General features: G+C 36.7%; 18 protein-coding genes. 5 read left to right on the forward strand and 13 right to left on the reverse strand.

The window, feature by feature from the left end:
* Positions 1-99: 99 nt before the first annotated feature.
* Entirely contained in the window at positions 100-885 is a 786-nt protein-coding gene (locus ABD814_RS10965) for a helix-turn-helix transcriptional regulator (protein WP_344913088.1), read from the reverse strand.
* Positions 886-1,061: 176 nt separating this feature from the next.
* On the opposite strand from ABD814_RS10965, the gene ABD814_RS10970 reads away from it, so the two are divergent.
* The 3 genes from ABD814_RS10970 to ABD814_RS10980 all read left to right on the forward strand — a co-directional run bounded on the left by ABD814_RS10970 (position 1,062) and on the right by ABD814_RS10980 (position 4,432).
* Complete coding sequence (locus ABD814_RS10970; protein ID WP_344913090.1) at positions 1,062-2,594, forward strand: glycoside hydrolase family 43 protein; 1,533 nt, start codon at positions 1,062-1,064, stop codon at positions 2,592-2,594.
* A 50-nt stretch (positions 2,595-2,644) separates the two neighbouring features.
* Entirely contained in the window at positions 2,645-4,189 is a 1,545-nt protein-coding gene (locus ABD814_RS10975) for a glycoside hydrolase family 43 protein (RefSeq protein ID WP_344913092.1), read from the forward strand.
* Between the two features lie 90 nt (positions 4,190-4,279).
* The gene (locus ABD814_RS10980; protein WP_344913094.1) at positions 4,280-4,432 is read left to right on the forward strand and encodes a hypothetical protein; all 153 of its coding nucleotides are present in this window, start codon (positions 4,280-4,282) and stop codon (positions 4,430-4,432) included.
* 361 nt (positions 4,433-4,793) lie between these two features.
* Here the strand turns inward: ABD814_RS10980 and ABD814_RS10985 are convergent, their stop codons facing one another.
* The 12 genes from ABD814_RS10985 to ABD814_RS11040 all read right to left on the reverse strand — a co-directional run bounded on the left by ABD814_RS10985 (position 4,794) and on the right by ABD814_RS11040 (position 21,169).
* On the reverse strand, positions 4,794-6,041 hold the full coding sequence (locus ABD814_RS10985; RefSeq protein ID WP_425549082.1) for a S1C family serine protease: 1,248 nt from the start codon (positions 6,039-6,041) through the stop codon (positions 4,794-4,796).
* A 54-nt stretch (positions 6,042-6,095) separates the two neighbouring features.
* Positions 6,096-6,893, reverse strand: a complete 798-nt coding sequence (locus ABD814_RS10990; protein ID WP_344913098.1) for an MBL fold metallo-hydrolase — start codon at positions 6,891-6,893, stop codon at positions 6,096-6,098.
* Positions 6,890-7,825 carry a two-component system regulatory protein YycI gene (locus ABD814_RS10995; RefSeq protein WP_344913100.1) on the reverse strand — a complete coding sequence of 312 codons (936 nt, stop codon included), beginning with the start codon at positions 7,823-7,825 and terminating at the stop codon, positions 6,890-6,892. Before ABD814_RS10995 ends, ABD814_RS10990 begins: the two co-directional genes overlap by 4 nt.
* On the reverse strand, positions 7,806-9,155 hold the full coding sequence (locus ABD814_RS11000) for a YycH family regulatory protein (RefSeq protein ID WP_344913102.1): 1,350 nt from the start codon (positions 9,153-9,155) through the stop codon (positions 7,806-7,808). The genes ABD814_RS10995 and ABD814_RS11000 overlap by 20 nt, the downstream gene beginning before the upstream one ends.
* A 2-nt stretch (positions 9,156-9,157) precedes the next feature.
* Complete coding sequence (gene walK, locus ABD814_RS11005; RefSeq protein WP_344913104.1) at positions 9,158-10,981, reverse strand: cell wall metabolism sensor histidine kinase WalK; 1,824 nt, start codon at positions 10,979-10,981, stop codon at positions 9,158-9,160.
* A gap of 5 nt (positions 10,982-10,986) precedes the next feature.
* Entirely contained in the window at positions 10,987-11,688 is a 702-nt protein-coding gene (gene yycF, locus ABD814_RS11010; RefSeq protein ID WP_344913106.1) for a response regulator YycF, read from the reverse strand.
* A gap of 505 nt (positions 11,689-12,193) precedes the next feature.
* Entirely contained in the window at positions 12,194-13,642 is a 1,449-nt protein-coding gene (locus ABD814_RS11015) for a peptidoglycan DD-metalloendopeptidase family protein (RefSeq protein WP_344913108.1), read from the reverse strand.
* A 206-nt stretch (positions 13,643-13,848) separates the two neighbouring features.
* Positions 13,849-15,141, reverse strand: a complete 1,293-nt coding sequence (locus ABD814_RS11020) for an adenylosuccinate synthase (protein ID WP_344913110.1) — start codon at positions 15,139-15,141, stop codon at positions 13,849-13,851.
* Between the two features lie 1,188 nt (positions 15,142-16,329).
* Positions 16,330-17,697 carry a replicative DNA helicase gene (gene dnaB / locus ABD814_RS11025; RefSeq protein ID WP_344913112.1) on the reverse strand — a complete coding sequence of 456 codons (1,368 nt, stop codon included), beginning with the start codon at positions 17,695-17,697 and terminating at the stop codon, positions 16,330-16,332.
* Positions 17,698-17,768: 71 nt separating this feature from the next.
* Positions 17,769-18,215, reverse strand: a complete 447-nt coding sequence (gene rplI, locus ABD814_RS11030) for a 50S ribosomal protein L9 (protein ID WP_344913114.1) — start codon at positions 18,213-18,215, stop codon at positions 17,769-17,771.
* Positions 18,216-20,186 (reverse strand): DHH family phosphoesterase, encoded by a 1,971-nt coding sequence (locus ABD814_RS11035; protein WP_344913116.1) that lies wholly within the window; start codon positions 20,184-20,186, stop codon positions 18,216-18,218. It lies immediately after the preceding gene.
* Between the two features lie 35 nt (positions 20,187-20,221).
* Positions 20,222-21,169, reverse strand: coding sequence for a YybS family protein (locus ABD814_RS11040; protein WP_344913118.1), 948 nt, complete (start codon positions 21,167-21,169; stop codon positions 20,222-20,224).
* A 274-nt stretch (positions 21,170-21,443) separates the two neighbouring features.
* On the opposite strand from ABD814_RS11040, the gene ABD814_RS11045 reads away from it, so the two are divergent.
* Both ABD814_RS11045 and ABD814_RS11050 read left to right on the forward strand, forming a co-directional pair.
* Positions 21,444-22,220 carry an HAD family hydrolase gene (locus tag ABD814_RS11045; RefSeq protein WP_344913120.1) on the forward strand — a complete coding sequence of 259 codons (777 nt, stop codon included), beginning with the start codon at positions 21,444-21,446 and terminating at the stop codon, positions 22,218-22,220.
* Positions 22,221-22,431: 211 nt separating this feature from the next.
* Complete coding sequence (locus tag ABD814_RS11050) at positions 22,432-23,187, forward strand: glycerophosphodiester phosphodiesterase (RefSeq protein WP_344913122.1); 756 nt, start codon at positions 22,432-22,434, stop codon at positions 23,185-23,187.
* Positions 23,188-23,268 lie beyond the last annotated feature (81 nt).

Raw genomic sequence — 23,268 nt, forward strand, 5'->3', positions numbered from 1 at the left:
ATTAAAATTGATTATTCCCACTCTAAGACAGACTATTTTAGAAGAATAGTATTTGTTCAGTAGACACTAATTAGTGTACACTGAATAAATTGAGTTAAATCATAAATTCATATGCTTTTGCCGATACGCTTTCGGTGTCATTCCAATCAGACTTTTAAAATTCCGATTAAAGGTTCGGGAATTCTGAAAGCCTGATTTATCTGAGATTTCCGTTATTGAATGACTTGTGTTTTTAAGCAAAAAACAAGCATGGTTAACACGAGATGAATTTAACAATTTTGGAAATGTACTTTTTAAACGATCTGCAATTAATTTGGAAACATAAACACTACTATAGCCCAGAGCCGCACTCAATTGTTCAAGCAGGAGATGGTTTTGAAAATTATTTTCTATATAGATTAACAGCTGAGCAATTAATCCATCATTTCCTTTCACCTTTACTAATTCTGTGTTTTGTTCAAAAATATGTAGCACTTGATAAAGGGCTGATTTTCGGTAATAGTAAGAATCGGTAACAAATAACGGCTCATGTAGTTGACTAATCTGATCATTTGTCATTGAAATGACTGGACTTTCGAAAGCCATAAATTCCGTTTTCGTATAAAAATCGTCAGTATATTCTGGTGAAAAAATCAAAATATCCAGCCTTGATTGGAACGGTGTTTCAATAAAGTGTGTCTGAAATGGCAAGATTAAGGCGACATCCCCTTCAGTAAGTGAATAATATGTCTGGTTAATATTTAATACAGTGTGACCCTGTCTGCAAATAATCAATTCAAAACTCCGGTGAAAATGTTCTGGATAAGTTAATGATTCAGGGTGATAACGGAAAATTGCTAAATCCTCTCCATAGTGATCATGCTGAAATTCAATAATAGTTTTCACTCTCCTATATTTTTTGTCTAATACTATATAGAAAATGTCTTGTTATTGCAAGTGTTTACGAATTACAATAGCGCTATAAGATGCGTTCAAAATTATTAATCAAAAGACATGAGATTAAAAAGGTTGCACTTGAACAGCTTAATTTTAAACTAGATTATTTTAAAGGAGAGCATAAAATGAATACTTTCACAAATCCAGTATTAGAGGGGTTCTCACCGGATCCATCAGTATGTGCGGTAGGAGAAGATTTCTATCTAGTCACATCGACCTTTGCCTATTTTCCAGGTGTACCTGTTTATCACAGTAAAGATCTTGTTAATTGGAAACAAATCGGAAACGCCTTACATCGCGAAGAACAACTTAAACTTCTTAATGCAAAACATTCAGGTGGTATTTTTGCTCCGTGTATTCGTTATCATGAAGGGACATTCTATATGATTACGACAAACGTTTCACATGGAGGGAATTTTTTAGTGACAGCAACTGATCCTGCAGGGCCATGGTCTGATCCTTATTTCATTGATAATGCACCCGGAATTGATCCGAGTCTTTTCTTTGATGATGATGGAAAATGCTATTATATTGGGACTCGTCCAAATCCTGAAGGTCCTAAATATAACGGCGATTGGGAAGTTTGGTTACAAGAATTTGATCTAGATGCAATGCAATTAACGGGTGTCAGCACGAAGCTTTGGAAAGGTGCTTTGCACACAGCAGTTTGGCCAGAAGCGCCTCATCTTTACAAAAAGGATGGCTACTACTACCTATTAATCGCAGAAGGTGGAACAGGGTTTAATCATGCGTGTACAGTTGCTCGTAGTGAAAAGGTTGATGGGGCTTATATCGGTAATAAAAACAACCCAATTTTAACACACCGCCACCTTGGGAAAGATTTCCCTGTTCATAATGTTGGTCATGGTGATTTTGTTGAAACCGTTGATGGAAAATGGTATATCACTTTGTTAGCTAGTCGAATCTTTGATGGTTACAGTAACCTAGGTAGAGAAACATTCTTAGCTGAAGTGGTTTGGGAAAATGGCTGGCCTGTGGTTAACCCTGGTGAAGGTCGCTTACTCGAAGTTCAGGAGCATAAGCTTCCGTTAATACCAGTAGAGCATTCTGGAGAGCATACATTTGAGACGATTAAGCCTGAGTTTATGTTTTTAAGGAATCCAGATATGAACAACTATGATAACCAAGTAAGAGAAGGATGGATGAGACTACACCCTACAGAAAACACAATTCATGATCTTGCTTCACCAACGTTCTTAAGCATACGTCAACAGTCAATGTGGTACAAGCTAGCGACACATGTTGAACTAGCATTAGCTACGGGTGGAGAAGCTGGGCTTGTTATTTTACAAAATGATAAATATTCAATTCGTCTCGTCGTAGTTGAGGAAGATAGTCAAACCGTTGTAAAAATGGTTACGACAATTGATGGTAAAGAGAGAGTTGTTGGCTCGGAAGTTATTACTGAAAAGGACATTGTTTTAGAACTGGTTGGTTCTGGTCAATTGGTTAAAGGTATCTGTCGAATAGGCGATCAAGAGTTAGTCATTGCTGAAGAAATCGATTCACATTATCTGAGTACCGAAGTTGCTGGTGGATTTGTCGGCTGTACGTTAGGAATTTATACAACATCAACAGCAAAAGAACCAGGCTATGCTGACTTTGAATGGTTAAATATCAAGAAAACAAACGAATAATAAGATCAGGCTGAGCTCAATCTCAGCCATTCTTTTATAGGAGGATGAGAATGTCTTTAGAAGTTCAAGTTAAAAACCCAATCATTCCATTAGATTATCCTGATCCTGATGTGATTCGAGTTGATCACACTTACTATATGGTTTCGACAACGATGCACTTTATGCCCGGTTGTGAGATTCTCCGTTCTTACGATTTAGTCAATTGGGAGCACGCTGCTTTTGTCTATCATAAATTAGATAGCACACCAGCACAAAGATTAGAAGACGGGTTAAATATATATGGTAAAGGTATGTGGGCAGCAACAATTCGTTACCATAAAGGGAAATTTTACTTAGTTTTTGCAACTAATGATACTAGGAAAACCTATCTTTATACGGCTGAGAAAGTTGAAGGACCGTGGGAGAAAAGTGAAATAAAAGGTTTTTACCACGACTCTTCACTACTTTTTGACGATGATGATCGTGTTTATCTCGTCTACGGCAATCGAGACGTTCGCTTAGTTGAACTTGAAAGTGATCTTTCAAAACCAAAAGAAAATGGGATCAATCGAATCATCGTGTCTGATCGTGACAATCCTAATCTAGGCTATGAAGGTGCACATTTTTATAAAATTAATAAGAAGTATTATTTATTCTTAATTCGTTCGCTTCCTGATCGATGGATGCGAGTCGAAGGTTGTTTTGTATCCGATTCACTTGAAGGTGAGTTTGTTGGCGGAGACATTTTCATCGATGATCGAAATTATTGTGGACAAGGTGTTGCGCAAGGTGGCATTGTCGATACACCGGATGGAGATTGGTATGCGATTCTATTCCAAGATCATGGAGCTGTTGGGCGAATTCCAATTTTATTACCGATTAAGTGGAAAGATGACTTTCCAGTATTCGGTATTGATGGAAAGGTCCCAGCTGATTTTACGACGAAAAGCATGCGTCCAGACTACATTTATCAACCTTTAGTTGGGTCTGATAATTTTAGGACAGCCTATGTCAATCAATATGGATTAGCACCTAAGTGGCAATTTAATCATGAGCCTGTTAAATCTGATTATCGGATCAATCATGAACAAGGTTACTTTGAAATTACAACAAATAAACTAGTAAATAATTTACTTCAAGCGCCAAATACGTTGACCCAACGCATGCTCTTTCCTAATTGTGCGGCTGAAGTGACGATTAATGCAGGTCAATTAAATGATGGTGATATTACTGGATTTAGTGCCTTTCAGGGTGCATACGGATTTGTAGGCATTACTAAGGATAACGGGAAGTATTATCTAATTATGCGAACCAAACCACTTGATAATCTTAATATGCAATCATTTGATGAAAACCAATCGGTCGAAGTAGAATGGGAGCGTTTTAAAATTGCCGAGCCAATCGTTACCTTTAGAATCGAAGCTGATCTTTGGGAAATGAAGGATGAAGTTCGATTCCTTTATCAAAAAAATAATCAGTTTATCCAAGTAGGACCAAAACACAAAGTAGCTTTTAAACTCGATCATTTTACAGGTTGCCGCTTCGCCTTATTCAATTATTCAACACAGGAAAAGGGAGGCTCAGCAAGGTTTAGTCAGTTTGAATACTATTCATAATTTATTTCATGTAATCTAACAAAATATTTACATTCATAGTTCAATCACTTGCTACAAACCAAGCAGCAATCGTTCGAGATGGTCAAGATTATGATATGGGTGACTTTGTTGAAGGATTTACCCGACCATGATATCGAATCAATTTATAACTACCCAGAGCAAGCAGGATTTGAATCAAACTTTACCAACGAGGATGATATTAATAATGCAAGATCAGCTGTTGATGAAATTTGGGTCGATTAACATTCTTGATTGAATGTTAAATCTTAAACTTTAGCAGTGTAAATTCTAATGAATTTACACTGCTTTTTAAATGATCAGATAAATATTCGCCGTTATCCCCAATTCTATCCACAGACAGTTAAATAAGTAGTTATACACGCTTATTCAACAACTTAACCACAGCTTCTCCACACTTTTTATTATAAAACTGATTTATAACTTAATAATTTGTGTGGGAATATCCGTTCTCTACTACATATTGAAAGTTACACACAAGGTTATGCACACCCTGTGCATAACCTTGTGTTTATCCCCATTAAAATACCTATCTTAAAGAGTTATAAGATTTATCTCTTTAAGACAGGCTTAATCATCATATGGATCACTGTTTTGTTAATTCAACTATAGCTTCCTCAGCTTCTCCTGATCGGTAAAATTTAATGACCATTTCATCTCCCGGTCCTTTTTGTTGATATAAAAACTTCCTTAAGTCAACAATTGTATGAACCGGCTCGCCATCAAGCTCAACGATAACATCATATGTTTGTAAGCCTGCATAATCAGCTGGAGTAAATGGTTCAACTGATTGAATATAAATGCCACCAGTCACTTCGTCAGGTAATAATAGGCTTTGCTGCCATTCTGCTTTTGGGACATCTATTAGCGAATATGCTTCAACACCTAAAAAAGCACGTGTCATAAAACCAACTGATTCCAGCTCCTGAATAACTGGCAGAGCTTCATTAATCGGGATCGCAAATCCAATCCCTTCTACAGCCGCTTGGTTAATTTTCATCGAATTAATGCCAATCAACTGTCCTGACATATTGATTAGAGCACCGCCGCTATTCCCTGGGTTAATTGCTGCATCCGTTTGAATCACATCTGCTTGCCAATCCGCTAAGCCATCACCACTTAAATCTTGCGGGATTGAGCGTTGCGTACCACTAATAATCCCCTGCGTAACAGAGCCTGACAAACCAAGTCCTAAAGGATTTCCAATCGCAATCACAGGTTCACCGACTTTTGTTAATTCCGAATTCCCCAAATCAATCATTACATCAATATCTGTTCCATCCACTTCCAAGACAGCCAAATCAGTATACAAGTCACTTCCCTTTAGCTCAGCAATCAACCTTGTATCATCTGCTAAAATGACTTCGATTTGATCAGCACCTTCAATGACATGATGATTCGTTACGATAAAAGCACGATCATCAGTTTTACGATAGATGACACCTGATCCTGTCCCACCGTCATAGACCGCTTGGTCCCAAAAGTTAAATGAACGAGTTTGGATATTTTCAACGCCAACAACTGCTGGTGTGACGCGTGCAACAATATCAGTGACTTGAGTTGCAATATCTACACTGATCGGTGTAATTGAATGAATGAATTGAAATGTCTCATCTTGATTAGCAACTAAATTCTCACTCATCAAACCGTGATCCTCAGAGATCAGATAAAATTCATATGGGAGGAGCTCTAATTCAATCAATTTCGGTAAAGCTACAGCAAAGAGAAATGCTCCGAGCACAAAACCAATGATTAAAGCGAGAAAAGGATTACTCCGCTTCTGGCGATAACTTTTTCGTTTTTTTCTATTACTCCCATCATCAAAGTAGACAATCGTAATCAGCTCCTTTTTAACCAGTACGACTAGTTTACCTCATTTAAGATTAATTTAAACCACTTGATAAAGTGGTGTTGGTACCATAGGATCTGTATCATGGATTGTAATTTTCTCACCAATTGGGAAATCTGCTGCTTTTAAATGGTTTTCAACGGACATCCGGGCTAGTTCTTTCATATTATTGTCTTTACTCAAATGCGCTAAATAAATCCGTTTCGTTTGATCACCAATAATATCTTCTAATGCAAGGGCACAGTCATCATTTGAAACGTGGCCGTAGTCACCAAGAATTCGTCGCTTAACATTCCAGGGGTAGTGACCCATTTGAAGCATTGACACATCATGGTTAGCTTCAAAAACTAAAGCGTCAGCATTCTCAACTATTTTCTTGATCCGTTCAGATACATAACCTAGATCTGTTACGAGTGCAACTTTTTTTCCTTCATGGTGAAAGGTATAAAACATTGGTTCGGCAGCATCGTGGGATACGCCAAATGATTCAACATCGATATCACCAAAGGTTTTTACTTCTTCTAGATTAAACGTGAATTTTTGGTCTAGAGTTAGTTTTCCGATTGATCCATCCATTACTTTCCATGTCTTTTCATTTGCATAAATCGGTAAGTTATATTTACGAGCTATAATACCTAGCCCTTTAATGTGGTCACTATGTTCATGAGTCACTAAAATCCTTGATAAATCTCTTGGATCTAAACCCGTTTCATGAAATAAACGGTCGATCTGTTTGCCACTCAAGCCAGCATCGACTAATATTTTTTCTTTTTCTGTTCCGATGAAAAAAGCATTGCCTGAGCTTCCTGATGCAAGCACTGAAAATTGAAACGTCATTCTATATCCACCTCAACTATATTTTGCTGAACCGCTAATAACATTTGTTTTATTTTTAATAACAAATCTTCAGGATCATCCTTCAACTGATAATAAACGATATTATCAGCATTAGAGGGTTCAAGTAATGTCACAAGTTCTGTAATTTTTTCTTCATAAAAGCGATCATTTTGCGGATAATTATGACCTTCTATTGCATTCACAAAATGGTGATCATCATGATTCACTTGAATACCCCAAGTTGGATTAAGGATCATTTCTCCATTCGGCAATGAAATTAAATTATGATAACCCAGTGCAACATCTGTCACCACATCTCCTGTCACCAGTTCTTTAAAGTGGTGATACAAACGATAAATTGCATCATACTGCTTAATCAGTGATCGACCGTCATCTGGACTTCCAACAATTCTTAATTGAGATTGCGTATACTGTGTCATCTGTCCTTCCGAGTTTAAATAAATCAGTAAGATGGCATTTGTATTATAAAAAATCGGATGCTCCATTTCTTGAAAAAAGACTAGCACATTTGCTAGATCAAGCTCGCCCCAATACGTATAACGATCTCCATTAAGTACATACGTCTCTAAGTCGCTCTCTGGGTCTCCAAAATCAAAAGCAACCGGCTGATTAAATCGAGAATATAAATAAGTATTATCGACGACAACGACTTGTTGATCAGGTAAAGCCTCTATTTCTTCTTTAGCACGTAAGTTATAATTATAATTTTGTGTATGAACAAGTGGGGCAGTATAACTCTCATCAGATAAATTTTCTAAACCATTAATATTAAACTTTAATTCGTCCTCTCGCGTCGTGACAGGGATAAACCTGATTTCTTCATCTTGTCGATCAATTAACTGTTTAATCAAAAATATGTTTAGAATTAAGAAACAAATAATAAAAAGTGTCTTAATTTGGCCCCATTGCATTATTATCCCCTCCTATCCCCTCTGGTGGAATAACTAAAGGACTCCAGCCATTAATCCCTTTAACATACCATGTTGGAATTAGCTCAAAAACTTGACCTTGGCCACCTAACTGCTCTCGAACCCGATAACCAACCGTAACATCATAAATCGCTGTTCTCTGATAGCTTTCACCATTCAAAATCTGAATCACTTCATTCGCACTAATTAAGTTTGTCATTTCTCGACCAATACCTCGTTGCTCAATTAATGTGATTAATGGATGGCGATATTGATAAACAATCTGATTATGCCAAGCTACAGAGATTGTCGCTAATTGTGAATCTGAAAAAATAGGAATCCCATTATAAGATAAGGAAAATTCAACTTGATTTGTTTGTGGTGTCATTTCTAATTTAGAAATAAAATAACTAAATGGTGGTTCAAACGTATAACCATTGTGCACATTAACAAAATCGTGAACTTGCCCAAAAAGCTCATAACGAGTTAAATTTTCATCTGATATTCTTTGTTGGTTTGTTTGGTTAGTAAAAGAAATATAATTTGATTTATGTGTTAGTTCTCTAGTGCCATCGATAAAAATAGTATCACCAGTCGGCGTCCGTGAACTCCTGACAATCGATGGCGTCGTAAATAGGAAGTTTTTAAATGGATCAATTGGAAGATCCCGATAAGAAAAGAGCAACACATTAGGATCTAAGTAATCAGGTAAATACATATTCGTTCCTCGACTACTTTGATAGACTTCAAATCTGATCAGATCCTCCGATGAAAAGATTGTTTTAATTCGGTCAATCTCTTCCGGATAATTTTGCAAGCTTGCACCAATCACACGATTTTCTAGATCATTTCGAAAAATAAGATGACGACCTTCATGATCAAAGATAATTTCAATTCGATTATACTCCCCGGATGGAATCACTGTTGATTGATCAACAGCAAACAAGTCATAAATAGTTTCAGAAGGAAGATCAGTTGAGAAAACAATTTCTAGCCGATCATTATGCTCTTCCCACCATGTTTCATCTAAATTAAAACTCGTAAAGTTATACAAATAATAATCACTCACCCGATCAAATAAGCGTGACTCAGCTGATTTACTCGCTAAACCAGTCTTTTCTTCAGTACTTTGATCGTGGTAGACCATGTAAATGGGTTTAAGCAGATCTGAACGCGTTAAGCGATAACCTGTTTCAATTTCTGGGTCAACTAGGTTTTGATCAATACCCGACATTTCAAATTCAGGTTGGTGATTCCAGATCGCTAACGTCAGAAACATACTAGAGGAAACCAGCAAAATAAGTAAAATCGTTTTTAATTGTTCGCGTTTCATAGTTAATCACCCTGCTTTCGCGCAATTAAAGGTAATGAAAAGAAGATTTTTGTCCCTTGCCCCTCATGACTATCAGCCCAAATTTGACCTTGATGATTCATAATAATTTCTTTAGCTATCGCTAACCCTAACCCTGTACCACCAAGCTTTCTCGATCGTGCTGAGTCAGCCCGATAAAAGCGGTCAAAAATCTTTTCTACCTTTTCTGGCGAAATACCTGGACCATTGTCAGCAATCATAATTTTAATTCGGTTCCGTTCTTTGGTCAGTTTAAACCGCACAACATCATCTTTTGGTGAATATTTAAGGGCATTGGACATGATATTATCAACAACTTGAATAATCTGATCCTTATCAATCCAGAGAAAAATACTTTCTCGTGGAATACTGCGCTCTATTTTAATCTGTTCATCTTTATTCATCTCAAACCGATCAAGAATATGATGGAAAAACGGCACAATATTGACACGCTCTTTGACCATTTCCTGACCCTTATTGTCCATTTTTGATAATTGTAATAGATCATTAACGAGACGAATCATACGCTCCGTCTCATTTTGAGTCACTTCAAGAAACTGTGGTGCTATTTCATGATTCGTCCAAGCTCCATCAATTAATGCCTCTAAATAACTTCGCATTGTTGTTAATGGTGTCCGAAGTTCATGGGAAACATTTGACACAAATTCCCGTCGTTCTCGTTCAACTTTTTCCTGCTCAGTAACATCACTAATTACCGTAATATATCCTGAGAAGCGACCATACTCATCTTCAACAACAGTAAAGTTTGCTTTTATTAATAAGAAACGATGATCATCGCTGAAATCAATCGTGATTGAACTTGAATCTTGCATTTCAACTAATTGAATCATTTCTTCGTTTAAGTTAAGCACATCAAAGATCGATTTACTCTGTACTTGTGCAAAAGTTTGGCCAATCAAACTAGCTGCCGGCTCATTCATTAAGGTGATCTGTCCCGCTTCATTTGTTGAAATCACGCCATCAGACATATTCGATAGCACCGAGCTTAACTTTCTACGTTCTTCCTCAGTCGTGTGGTTTGCTATTTTTATATTTTCTTTCATTTCATTAAATGTATTAGCTAGCTGACCAATCTCATCAGTACCATAAACATTCACTTTTTGTGAAAAGTCGCCACTTGCTAAAACTTGTGCTTGCTCACGCATTTCAGTGATCGGTTTTGTGATTGAACGTGCGACTAAAATACCGACGATTGCTGAAATACCAACTGCGATTAATGTACCGTTAAGAAAAATGGTGTTGATACTTGCTAATTGTTGATAAATTCCTTCCATTGATGCTTCCAAATGAATTGCACCAATTGGCTCACTGTCATTATCTGAAAGTGGATGTATTTTAACTAAATAGCGTTCTCCAGTAACAATATCTCGTTGAATCATGCGCGATTTTGCCCCTGAAATAATCGCTGGTCTGGCACTACTATCTCCAGTAATAAGCTTTCCGATATCTTCTTGGTTGTTAGAACCAATAATTCGAAACTGACGATCAATAACTTGGAGTTTTGAGTAAGCATCGCTTTGACCATAAAGGGCAATAATATTCGCTACATCCTGTTCCAACGTTCGGTTTTGATTGTCATCGGAACGATCCATTAATATCGCATCTCGAATGTTATAGCTTAAGACTTCAAGCCGTTCATTAATTGCTTCTTCAAAGCTTTCATTTAACTCTGTTTCCAATCCTTGTGAAAAGTAGGCACCAATAACTTGAATTGCTAATAGAAGAAGCAAAATCATAATTATGATTATTTTCCATTGGATTGATTGAAATAGTCCTACTCTTTTCATTAATTTTACTCCTGTTCAGGGTTGCGTAAGTAGTAACCGACACCTCGGCGGGTAATAATCCAAACTGGGTTACTTGGATTATCCTCAATTTTTTCTCGCAGTCTTCTCACTGTTACGTCAACCGTTCGGACATCACCATAATAATCATAGCCCCAAACTGTCTCCAGTAAGTGTTCACGTGTCATCACTTGCCCAATATGGCGAGATAGATAATGAAGCAATTCAAATTCGCGATGCGTTAAATCTACTTGCTTGCCCGATTTAGTAACTGCATATGCATCTGGATGAATCGTTAATGTACCAACTTGAATATTTTTATTTACACTTGCTTGGTCTACAGGTTGTTGTTGACGTCTTAAGTTTGCTTTTACCCGAGCAATGACCTCTCGATTACTGAATGGCTTCGTGACGTAATCGTCAGCCCCCAATTCTAAACCTAAAACTTTGTCAATTTCAGAGTCTTTTGCCGTTAGCATGATGATTGGCATATTGTGTGTTTTTCGAATTTCGCGACAGACTTCATTTCCATCACGTTTAGGTAACATAATATCTAACAAGAGTAGATCTGGGTTTTCTTTGTGTGTTAATTCAATTGCTTCATCGCCATCGTATGCACAAATAACTTCGTAGCCTTCATTCTCTAGATTAAATTTTAATATATCTGCAATTGGTTTCTCATCGTCTACAACTAATATCTTTTGGTTCATATCGATCTTGCCTCCCGATAATATATTGTACTCTTTCCTTATTTTAACGCACTTTAAGTCAAATGTCTTTTATTGAAGAATTTTAATGTTTATTTTTAACTATTCGACTCAACTTTCGTAGATGGAAATAAGCAAATAACCCTTGATGTAGCAAGTAAGACGCATTGTTCATTGACAATATTGACTTTTACTTATACACATGGAAAATTTAATCTCAGATCCTTATTTTGAGCATCTATTCGTTCCCGAAAGCGTCCGCCTAGAGTGAAGATCACGGGTCTAGCACCAACAAAATGATTCGTGTTTTGTCCTCAAGTAAATAAGTCAGGTACTATACTAAAATGCAATACCACCTTATTCAATCTAAGGGCAACATAAAAACATAACTGCGAAAGTTGAGTATTTAACTTTAGGATGCCCATGATTTCCTTAAATTTAATAAAAAGCTGACTTAGGCTATCCAATTAAAAAACCTCTGTTTTTACACAGAGGTTTTGGTTGTGGCTTAATTTAATACATTCATCGGATCAATTTTTGAGCCGTCTTTTATAACTTCGAAGTGCAAGTGGATACCAGTTGAACGTCCGGTTGTTCCCATAACACCAATCTTCGTTCCTTGTGGGACAGTATCACCTACACTGACTGATGTACTAGATAGGTGAGCATATAATGTTTTATAACCATTATTGTGATTAATTACAATATAGTTCCCATAACCACTATTGGATGTGACTGTTTCGACAACACCATTGTCCGAAGCGACGATATCACGGTTTGATGGACGTGCAATATCGATTCCATTATGGTGTGAACCCCAACGTGGACCATAATAACTTGAAATATAGCCACCAACAGCTGGCCAAGCAAAGTCACCAGTTCCTCTTGATGGTATCTCCTTTGTTCCTTTAAGCGTAATTTCATGCTGAACTTCTTCAATGATCTCCTCAGATAACACTTCACTTGCAACGACCTTACCATTCACCTTTTCAATTGCTAGGTGAAGTTCTTTTTTACCGTCTTTACCTGTTTGTTTGACCTTTGTTTCACCACGATAAAGGTCTTCCGTTTCTTCTGTTTTCTGCTCGGCTTTTATCGTTTCCTCTTTACGTTGTTCTTCAAAAACAATCACATTAGCTAATGGAACATAATCCGTTACATTAATGGCTTGATCAATTTGTAATACACCGTCAACATCAAGATCATCATTAAGTTCCAGTAATTGTTGTTCTGACAAGTTATAACGTTCGCCAATTGAATACAATGTATCACCTGAGGACACATTATGAATCATGTCTTCTAACGTTCCTTTATCTAACAATCTCACCGCTTCTTTTACGGTAATCAAGTCAGCTTCTGAAACAATTGATTCAAAAAGTGTAACTTCTTCTGATAATGTAACGTCTGTAATAATAGACTCACCAAGTTCTAGTTCAATTTGTTCTTCTGCTTCATCGTCAGCTAATCGATTTAAAATCTCTTCATCAACATAGAGTTTCTTATAATTAAAGATTGCTTGATCTGCGTCTTCTGCTGAAGCGAAATGCCCTAATATTTTATCACCTAATTGAATAGTTGTCGCTTGAATATCAATTACTAATTCTTGGTCGAGCGTTGCTAAAGCTTGATCGATATTTAGATTCGTACTGAATACACGTTCGGGGATAAAAGTTACCTCTTGTTCATACCCATATGTATAGTCATGTTCTGAATCATTCATCGCTTCAATTTTTGCTGAAATATGTTGCTCAATAATCGACTGATCATCAACTGATCCAATATAATCATCATCTAAATAGACATGATAGATTGTTAAGAGATTACTTTCACTGTTTGCATAGGCAACTGGTGACTCGATCACGATTAACCCTAAGAGAGTAATCAAAAATAATAATAGACTCGTTGCCGAGATAACTTTAAGTCGACTCGTAAAAATAGTCTTTAGGAATGCTTGCATAGTTAAATCCTCCTGCATCAATTAGCACAGATGCTTTATTCATCTCTAGTAGATTAACATATGTTCAGCTCCACTTTAAACCCTTTTAACGATAATGTAATACAAACGTATAAATGAAACCATTTTATTCCGTCCTTAACTTTAGCATTTTAGATTAAAAAAACTGCACCCTATCTGATAGGTGTGCAGTTTTTAATGCTGTAAAATTATTTAACTCGATAAACGTTTCTAATTTCATTTGTTTGTGTTCGGTCTGGTCCGACTGAGAAAATTGATAATGGAATTTGAGTTAATTGAGAGATTCGCTCTAAGTAATGACGTGCATTTACTGGTAACTCATCTAATGTTTTAACCCCTGTAATATCTTCAGTCCAGCCTGGTAGTTCTTCATAGATAGGCTCACATTCAGCTAATACTTTTAAGCTCGCTGGGAATTCTCGAATAATTTCACCTTTATACTTGTAAGCTACACAAATTTTTAACGTTTCAATTCCAGATAAAACATCAATTGAATTTAGTGATAAATCGGTAATTCCACTTACTCGGCGCGCGTGTGAAACAACAACACTATCAAACCAACCCACTCGTCTTGGACGTCCTGTTGTCGTTCCATACTCTCTTCCAACTTCACGAATTTGATCGCCAATTTCATCATGTAGCTCCGTAGGGAATGGACCATCTCCTACCCGAGTCGTATAAGCTTTAGACACACCAACAACGTGATTAATTTTTGATGGACCAACACCTGAGCCAATCGTTACCCCTCCGGCAATTGGATTAGAAGAAGTCACAAATGGATATGTCCCCTGGTCAATATCGAGCATAACACCTTGTGCACCTTCAAACAGGACACGGCGACCTTGATCGATTGCATCATTAAGAACAACAGATGTATCAACAACGTATTTAGCAATTTGTTGACCATACTCATAATACTCGTCTAAAATATCTTCTACTTTTATTTCTGCTACATCATATACTTTTGTGAACAAACGGTTTTTCTCAGCTAAGTTTTGTTCTAACTTTTCACGAAAGATATCTTTATCTAATAAATCAACAATTCGGATGCCAACTCGGGCGGCCTTATCCATATAAGCTGGGCCAATTCCCTTTTTAGTTGTACCAATTTTGTTAATCCCTTTTTCTTCTTCTTGGAGAACATCTAATTGTAAATGGTAAGGCAAGATCACGTGTGCTCGATTACTGATTTTTAAATTCTCCGTACTTACATCTTTATCGTGTAAATAAGCAATTTCTTCGATGATCGCCTTCGGGTCGATCACCATACCGTTACCTAACACACTTATTTTATCTTCAAAGAAAATACCTGATGGGATGAGGTGTAGTTTATACGTTACTCCACCAAATTTAATTGTATGGCCTGCATTATTTCCGCCCTGATAACGTGCTACGACCTCAGCATTTTGTGATAAATAGTCAGTAATTTTTCCTTTTCCTTCATCGCCCCACTGTGTTCCAACAACTACAACTGTTGACATAGTTGGCACCTCCACCGTTCTATTAATAAGATTCACATTTTATTATTTACTTGATTGGAAAATGCGTTTGCTCATTTCCAAAACCCAGTTTACCAATGTTTTCAGTAAAAGTCAATCAATTTACGAACGTTTATCCGATACAAACATTAAATCGTTCGATTTTAACGGTTTGAATATTCAATCAACTTTCGCAGATCAAAATGTACAAGTAAACGTTGGTATGGTAAGAAAGATGGGCTGTTCACTATCCATATTGACTTTATTTGTACACGCGGGAAATTTAATCACAGATCCTTAGTTTGAGCGTTAATTCGTTCCGAAAAGCAACAGGTTCGCTTTTCGCGGGGATGGCTTCGGGCGCACAGGATGTGGGTCAGTTAGACGTTGCCACACGGATGTGGCGAACTTAGTCTAACATTCCAAAAATATCAAAAGTGGATCTTCAGCTCATCCTCGGAAATAAAGACCGATTTCCTTCGTGCGATGTATCGCTGACGAAGCTTCCCTTGTCCTATTCCCGCAGAAGTCTCACCTGTTACTTATCTCCACTTAGGTTGGCTGTCATTACTTTAACTAATAAGTTCATTTAGTTGGAAAGTGTAGAGAAAACGAATTCCGTTAATTTTTATAGTACAAAATTATAATCAAAACACGAATCTTTACGAACAAGATAATAAGGACCACATGTAAATAAGAAAGTAAGATCAAGTGATTAGAACGACGGGTGGCGACTCCATCGGGAAAAGCAAACGGTCTTCGATGGGACGAGTAACCGCAGTCCCACGAGTCCGAAAATCCTTATTGCGACACGGTAGTGGAGCAATAAGGATTGTTAGACTAAAACCGCCACATCGTGTGGCAACGTCTAACTGACCCACGTCCTGTGCGCCCGAGGCCGGGCCCGAGGAAAGCGTCCACCCAGAGTGGAAATCACGGGCCTAGCACTAACAAAATTATTCGTGTTTTGTCCTCCAAGTAAGTAATTAAGTCAAGTACTATACCGAAAAGCAATGCCGCCCTTAATCAATCTAAGAGCAACATAAAAATATAGATGCGAAAGTTGAGATATTCAGAAATAAGAACCAAAATAAAATAGACATAAAAAAATGGTTCTATTTACGAAAAAACGTAGATAGAACCATTTTGAGCTGCTCCAGTCTGATCATATGAGCTCTTATTCAATTGATTTTAAGCTGGTGGTATATCGGCATCAGCATAGCGATGATCTAAGTCAACAAATTTATTATACTCTTTTACAAAGGCGAGATCTACCGTGCCTACTGGACCATTACGCTGTTTAGAAATAATAATTTCAATTATATTTTGTCGATCAGATTCCTTATCATAATAATCATCCCTATATAAAAAACCTACAATATCAGCATCTTGCTCGATACTTCCTGATTCACGTAAGTCGGACATCATCGGGCGCTTGTCTTGACGTGATTCAACACCACGTGATAGCTGTGATAGCGCAATGACTGGAATACTCAATTCTCGGGCTAAGGCTTTTAATGAACGAGAAATCTCAGAAACCTCTTGTTGACGGTTCTCTTTGGCACTTGCTGTACTCCCCTGAATCAATTGCAAATAATCAATGATGACCATATCAAGTCCATGCTCTTGTTGTAGTCGGCGACATTTTGACCGGATTTCGTTGACCCTAATTCCTGGCGAATCATCGATGAAGATACCTGCATTTGATAAGCTCCCCATCGCCATCGTGAGTTTGCCCCAATCATCTGTTTCTAGTTTCCCAGTTCGTAAGCGTTGCGCATCAATATTACCTTCTGCACACAGCATCCGACTAACAAGCTGGTCTGCACCCATCTCCAAACTAAAAATTGCTACATTTTCATCAGTCTTTGTTGCAACGTTTTGAGCGATATTTAAGGCAAAAGCAGTTTTACCTACTGATGGACGAGCCGCAATAATGATTAAATCATTTCGTTGGAAACCTGAAGTGATTTTATCTAAATCGCGGAATCCAGTCGGAATACCAGTTACATCGCCACCATGTTGATGCAACTGCTCAATATTATCGTAAACATCGATTAAAACATCTTTAATATTTTTAAATGAACTGGCATTTTTTCGATTACTAACCTCAAGGATGTTCTTCTCTGCATTACTAATCACTTCTTCAACATCATCTTCTTTGGTAAAGCTTTCAGTAACAATATGGGTTGCTGTTGAGATTAATCGGCGAAGTAAGGACTTTTCCTCAACAATTTTTGCATAATAAATTATATTTGCCGCTGTTGGTACAGCGTTTGCTAATTCTGTTAAGTATGATACGCCTCCGATTTCTTCTAATAGGTTCGTATCTGCTAAAGCCGTTGAAACGGTTACTAAGTCAATCGGTTCTCCACGATCGGTTAACTGAAGCATCACTTGATAAATGCGCTGATGAGCAGCACGGTAAAAATCAGTTGACTGCAAAAATTCTGCTGTACCTGACATTGCATCAGGTTCAAGAAAAATCGCCCCAATCACCGCTTGTTCAGCCTCAATATTATGAGGGGGTGTTCGGTGTTCTTCCCACGTCTCAGCCATCAAAGCTCCTCCTTTTTTAACTTATCTCCCGTATGTAAAAAAGAGGGCTTTAAACCACCCTCTTCATGAATTTACGCTTGAACGACATGTACTTTAATTTCTCCCAAAACATCTGGATGTAATTTAACAGGTACATTTGTATAGCCTAGACTACGAATCGGCTCGTCTAATTCAATCTTACGTCGATCGATTTTTATTTTATAGCTTTTTGCTAACTGGTCAGCGATATGCTTGCTTGTGATTGAACCAAATAAACGGCCATTCTCGCCAGCTTTTGTTTTTAGCTCAACTTCAATTTTGGTTAGTTGCTCTTTTAATTGTTTAGCTTCTTCAACAATCTCTTCTTCTCTACGCTGTTCTTTATTTTGTTTTGCTTTTAGTGCATTTAGATTTCCAGGCGTTGCTTCAATCGCTAATTTGTTTTTAAGTAAATAATTACGTGCATATCCCTCTGAAACGTCTTTTACTTCTCCTTGCTTACCCTTACCTTTAACATCTTGTGTAAATATCACTTTCATTTATTCGTTTCCTCCTTCAATTGTTTGATCGATAATTTCGATTAATTGTTGATAAGCTTCTTGAATCGTCAGATCATCAAGCTGTGTGGCAGCATTTGATAAATGCCCACCACCGCCCATTTGTTCCATAATCAATTGAACATTTATGTCACCTGCAGAGCGCGCACTAATCCCGATTCGATTGTCTGATCGCTCCGATATGACAAATGAAGCTAAAACATTTCTCATACTCAAAAGTGTATCAGCTGTTTGCGCAATGACAACAGCATTGAATACTTGACCTGGTTCTGCCACTGCGATTGCAATGTTATCTTGATAAATAGTTGTTCTTTCAATTAAATGACTTCGTTTAATAAAATCATCTAAATCTTCTTTTAAAAAGTTTTGCACGAGAATTGTATCAGCACCTTTTGAACGCAAGTAGGATGCTGCATCAAAAGTACGCGATCCCGTTCTGAAATTAAAGTTTTTCGTATCAACAACGATTCCAGCTAATAGTGCTGTTGCTTCTAAGCGACTAAGTTTCAGTGCTGGTGATTGGTATTCAATCAACTCTGTTACTAGCTCTGCCGTTGAAGACGCGTATGGCTCCATATAAACTAAAGTCGGATCATCGATAAATTCCTCACCACGTCGATGATGATCAATGACAACAACATAGTCCGTCTTATTTAGCAATTTACTTTCTGCGACAATTGAAGGTCGATGTGTATCAACAACAATTGTTAACGAATCTTTTGTCACCATTTCTAGTGATTGCTCTGGGCTAATTAAACGATCCCAAATATCCGTTTCTTTCAATTCAGTAACTAGACGCTCGACACCAAACTCTAAATCATCTTCATCGATCACGATAAAAGCATCGACACCATTTGTTAATGCCATATTCAAAATTCCAATTGCTGAACCTATTGAGTCCATATCTGGAGACTTATGCCCCATAATAAAAAGTTGTTCACTTTCAATCATCAATTGTTTTAAAGCATTAGAAATAACTCGTGCACGTACTCGTGTTCGTTTCTCCATCGGATTTGTTTTTCCACCAAAGAAGCGAACTTTTCCTTCAGCATCTTTGATCACGACTTGGTCACCGCCACGCCCTAATGCTAAATCCAAACTAGATTGAGCGAGTTTTCCTAACTCCGGCAAATCATCAACTTGATAGCCAATTCCAAAACTGATCGTTAAAGGAATATTTTTGTTATCAGAAACTAAATCACGTACTTCATCAAGAATTTCAAATTTTGATTTTTCTAATTCAACTAAAATTTGACGATTAAAAATGGCTAAAAATCGGTCTTGAGAGACACGCTTTAAATAAATGCCGAAATGACTCGACCATTGATTTAAAATGGCTGTTACATTAGAGTTCACTTGACTCTTTGCTGTATCGTCCATTGCTTGTGTAATTTCATCATAATTATCTAAGAAAATAATGCCAATGACAGGTTGAATATTATGATAATCATGTTGGATTTCAATTTGTTTCGTTTGATCAAAAAAGTACAATAAGCGTTCTTCTTTTTTTATCAATACATTAAAATGACGTTCACCTAAATAAAAGTCAACCTTCGACTGGTTCTCTTTAATTGCTGTAATTAAGGTTTTTGAAAAAACATCTAATCGATCACCGACAAATGTACCTTCATTGGCGAATTGATTTAAATATGGGTTGATCCAATCGACTTCGTAATGATCATTATAAAGCAAGATCCCTACAGGCATTTCTAAAAGTGCCTCTTCACCAACTTTTTTGACCCGATGTGATAATGTCATAATATATTTTTCTTGCTCCACCGACTCTTTTTGTTCTTGACGAATGGTAAAATAAAGCGAGAGCCCTAATAATATCGTCATTACTATTCCCAGGATCCATTGAAGAAACCATGTAAAGCCTAGTAGAATAAACGCGATTAGGTAGATCAAAATAAGATGCATACTTAGGTCATATTTTTTAAAAAAATCACGCATAAACGTCAACTCCTAAATCAATCGCATGAATTCAATCATTTAATCAATTTCCTTAGTCTGAATCCTACATCAATTATACCTAAGATTCTTAACAGATACATCCCTCCAGGTAAAAATACTAAAATAAAAATAATTAGTAAAATGAAGAGCAGTTTTGGTTGTTTCCTTTTCCCAAAGAAATAAACGATTAAAGATAAACCTTGCAATGAAAAGAGTACACCTAATATTAATCCGGCATTAAAAATAACAAGTCCAACCATCGGCAATCCACTAAAATTAAACCATGAAAAAATAACAATAAAGAAATAAATCCATAGGATAACTTTAGGTAATTGGAATGAGCGAAACTTTGGAAAGGCTAATTTAGTCTGATCAAATCGATTTAATGCTTTATGAATCAACCATTGTGTTACAAAACTATAAATCATTGAGATGATCATTAAAACTGCCGGGATCAAATCAAGTAACATCATCATATCTCGTTCAATTGCAATTAAATCATCCGCTGATAAATCAAGTCCTGCTTGTCCTAATAAAATTTGAGTGGAATCAAGTGATTCTTTGATGATTAGCCGATATTCAGTCACAAGACTTTGATCTGAGAGCAAGTGAATCATTAATAGTAAAAGTAGAAAGCCAATTGCATAGCCAATTGTCCCTCTTCCCCAGACCTCATACGGATGACGCTGACTTTTTAGTGCTTCACCGATAAAAACCCCAGCTAACGTTGCCACTATCGCGAGCGGAAGTGAGACAACGAAAAAGTAGAAGGCAAAGACAGAGATTGAAAAAAGCACAATCAAACCTAATAAAGTTGACTTTTTCCAACCATAGCGATACCCGTACATAGCGATTGGGATCGGTAAAAATAGTAAGGATATGTAGCCAATTACAGGTATATATAACGTAACGAACAAGATTGCGATTAAGAGACCACCAAAGATAAAACCATCTTTAATCTGGTTATTTGTTTGTTTTTCCATTTACGACACCTCATTATTTAATTGTCATACTTAAATTTTTTCAATGTGAGAAAAAGCACAGCATACCGCTGCGCTTTCAATTATTTAATCTTTAATTAAATCAAGCAAACTCTAGAGTCTGATTAATCATTACCGAGCCGTTGATATACATCATTATAACGATTAAAAAGTTAAAAAACAAACAATACAATAGTTTCACTTTTTTGAATAGTGTTTCTTTTTAATCAGCTTCCCTGTTATAATAGGCATGATTAATTGTTAAGGGGGACAAATAATGGTTAAAACATTGTTTTTTGATTTAGATGATACATTATTATGGGATAAAAAAAGTATCCAAACGGCTTTTCAAGTTACTTGTCAAACTGTCAAACAACTTGATGCTGAAGTTTTTGAGCAAGCAGTTCGATCTGAAGCAACAAAGCTCTATCAAAGCTATCCAACCTACCCTTTTACTCAAATGATTGGGATTAACCCTTTTGAAGGATTGTGGGGGACATTTAATGATCCTGGTCAAGACTTTGAACAGATGTACGATCTCATGCCTGACTACCAAATTAACGCTTGGACGAATGGCTTAGAAGCTTGCGGCATCATTGATCCAATGTTAGGAGAGACACTCGCAAAGCAATTTGTTAATGAGCGAAAAAAACATCCATATACTTATCCAGAAACATTTGATGTTCTCGATCAACTAAAAGACAATTATCAACTCTTATTACTAACAAATGGTGCACCTTCTTTACAAAATACCAAATTAAAAATAACACCAGAAATTGCTCAGTATTTTAATCATATCGTTATCTCAGGTGATTTTGGACGTGGAAAACCAGACCCAACAATTTTTGAGTTTGCCTTGAAAAAAGCACAGGTGAAGGCAGAAGATGTGATTATGATTGGCGACAACTTAATGACTGATATTCTTGGTGCTAACAGGACAGGCATAAAGAATATTTGGATCAATCATCACGGGCAAACAGCTGATCAAGTTAAGCCAACATATGAAGTGAAACGGTTAAAAGATATTTTACCAATTATTAAAACACTTAAATAAGTTTAAGCTCGTAACTAGTTAATCAAGTTGACCAACCTGATTAACTCTTTTTTCTTAAGAAATTAATGGCTTGTTGAATTCGTGTAAAAGCTTGATAAAGATTTGGTTAATTTTGTTTGACTGAAAAAATATGTGCTATAATTGCGTTGAAATAGCTGACTTTAGGTTATAATGCATACAAAATAAGTATCAATGAAAAGAGGTGATGGTAATGACAAAAATCTATGGACACCGTGGAAGTAAAGGATATTTCCCTGAAAACACTTTACTTAGTTTTCATGAAGCAATCAAAGCTGGAGTTGATGGAATTGAGCTTGATGTACATTTTACAAAAGATCAGCAACTTGTCGTCATTCATGATGAAACAGTTGATCGCACCTTTAATGGCACGGGTTACGTCAAAGATTATAACTTACATGAATTAAAAAGCTTAAAGTTAAATCAGTCGTTTCAATCTTACTCTAACTATCAATCTTCATGGGAACTCGAACGAATTCCAATGTTAGAAGAAGCTTTGGACGTACTCGAAACTGCTAAAGTTGAGTTGAACATTGAGTTGAAGACTGTCATGTTTAATTATCCAGGGATTGAGCAGAAAGTTCTTGACTGCGTTAAAAAGTATGCACCATCATTATCAGTCACGTACTCTTCATTTCACTTACCAACATTAGTCCGTATTCGTGAGCTCGATCCAGCAGCTGAGCTTGGCTTTTTAATTCAACATCCAATTCCATCTTTACACGATTATTTGAGGCAATTTAAAATTGATAAGGTTCACGCTGATAAAGCTTTATTTAGGCATCCTTTGTTAAATTTAGATGTTGAGTTGGCCGATGTTCGGGTTTGGACTGTTAATAAAGCAAATGATCTAGTTGACTTTTTGCAAGCAGGTGTCGACACAGTGATCACGGATTATCCAGATCGTGCGCTGCGCTTACGTAATGAATTAAATTCTGTTTCTGTTTAGTTTAATTAAGGAACATCCTTTGTTTGGGAAAGGGTGTTTTTTAATTTCAATAAAATAATTTGTCTTTGTCTGTTTAATCTG

The organism is Amphibacillus indicireducens, assembly GCF_039539605.1.
GTDB lineage: Bacteria > Bacillota > Bacilli > Bacillales > Amphibacillaceae > Amphibacillus > Amphibacillus indicireducens.

Coding starts and splice junctions, on each gene's coding strand:
- ABD814_RS10970 (WP_344913090.1), top strand. CDS start 1,062: ATGAATACTTTCACAAATCCAGTATTAGAGGGGTTCTCACCGGATCCA.
- ABD814_RS10975 (WP_344913092.1), top strand. CDS start 2,645: ATGTCTTTAGAAGTTCAAGTTAAAAACCCAATCATTCCATTAGATTAT.
- ABD814_RS10980 (WP_344913094.1), top strand. CDS start 4,280: ATGATATGGGTGACTTTGTTGAAGGATTTACCCGACCATGATATCGAA.
- ABD814_RS10990 (WP_344913098.1), bottom strand. CDS start 6,893: ATGACGTTTCAATTTTCAGTGCTTGCATCAGGAAGCTCAGGCAATGCT.
- ABD814_RS10995 (WP_344913100.1), bottom strand. CDS start 7,825: ATGCAATGGGGCCAAATTAAGACACTTTTTATTATTTGTTTCTTAATT.
- ABD814_RS11000 (WP_344913102.1), bottom strand. CDS start 9,155: ATGAAACGCGAACAATTAAAAACGATTTTACTTATTTTGCTGGTTTCC.
- walK (WP_344913104.1), bottom strand. CDS start 10,981: ATGAAAAGAGTAGGACTATTTCAATCAATCCAATGGAAAATAATCATA.
- yycF (WP_344913106.1), bottom strand. CDS start 11,688: ATGAACCAAAAGATATTAGTTGTAGACGATGAGAAACCAATTGCAGAT.
- ABD814_RS11015 (WP_344913108.1), bottom strand. CDS start 13,642: ATGCAAGCATTCCTAAAGACTATTTTTACGAGTCGACTTAAAGTTATC.
- ABD814_RS11020 (WP_344913110.1), bottom strand. CDS start 15,141: ATGTCAACAGTTGTAGTTGTTGGAACACAGTGGGGCGATGAAGGAAAA.
- dnaB (WP_344913112.1), bottom strand. CDS start 17,697: ATGGCTGAGACGTGGGAAGAACACCGAACACCCCCTCATAATATTGAG.
- rplI (WP_344913114.1), bottom strand. CDS start 18,215: ATGAAAGTGATATTTACACAAGATGTTAAAGGTAAGGGTAAGCAAGGA.
- ABD814_RS11035 (WP_344913116.1), bottom strand. CDS start 20,186: ATGCGTGATTTTTTTAAAAAATATGACCTAAGTATGCATCTTATTTTG.
- ABD814_RS11040 (WP_344913118.1), bottom strand. CDS start 21,169: ATGGAAAAACAAACAAATAACCAGATTAAAGATGGTTTTATCTTTGGT.
- ABD814_RS11045 (WP_344913120.1), top strand. CDS start 21,444: ATGGTTAAAACATTGTTTTTTGATTTAGATGATACATTATTATGGGAT.
- ABD814_RS11050 (WP_344913122.1), top strand. CDS start 22,432: ATGACAAAAATCTATGGACACCGTGGAAGTAAAGGATATTTCCCTGAA.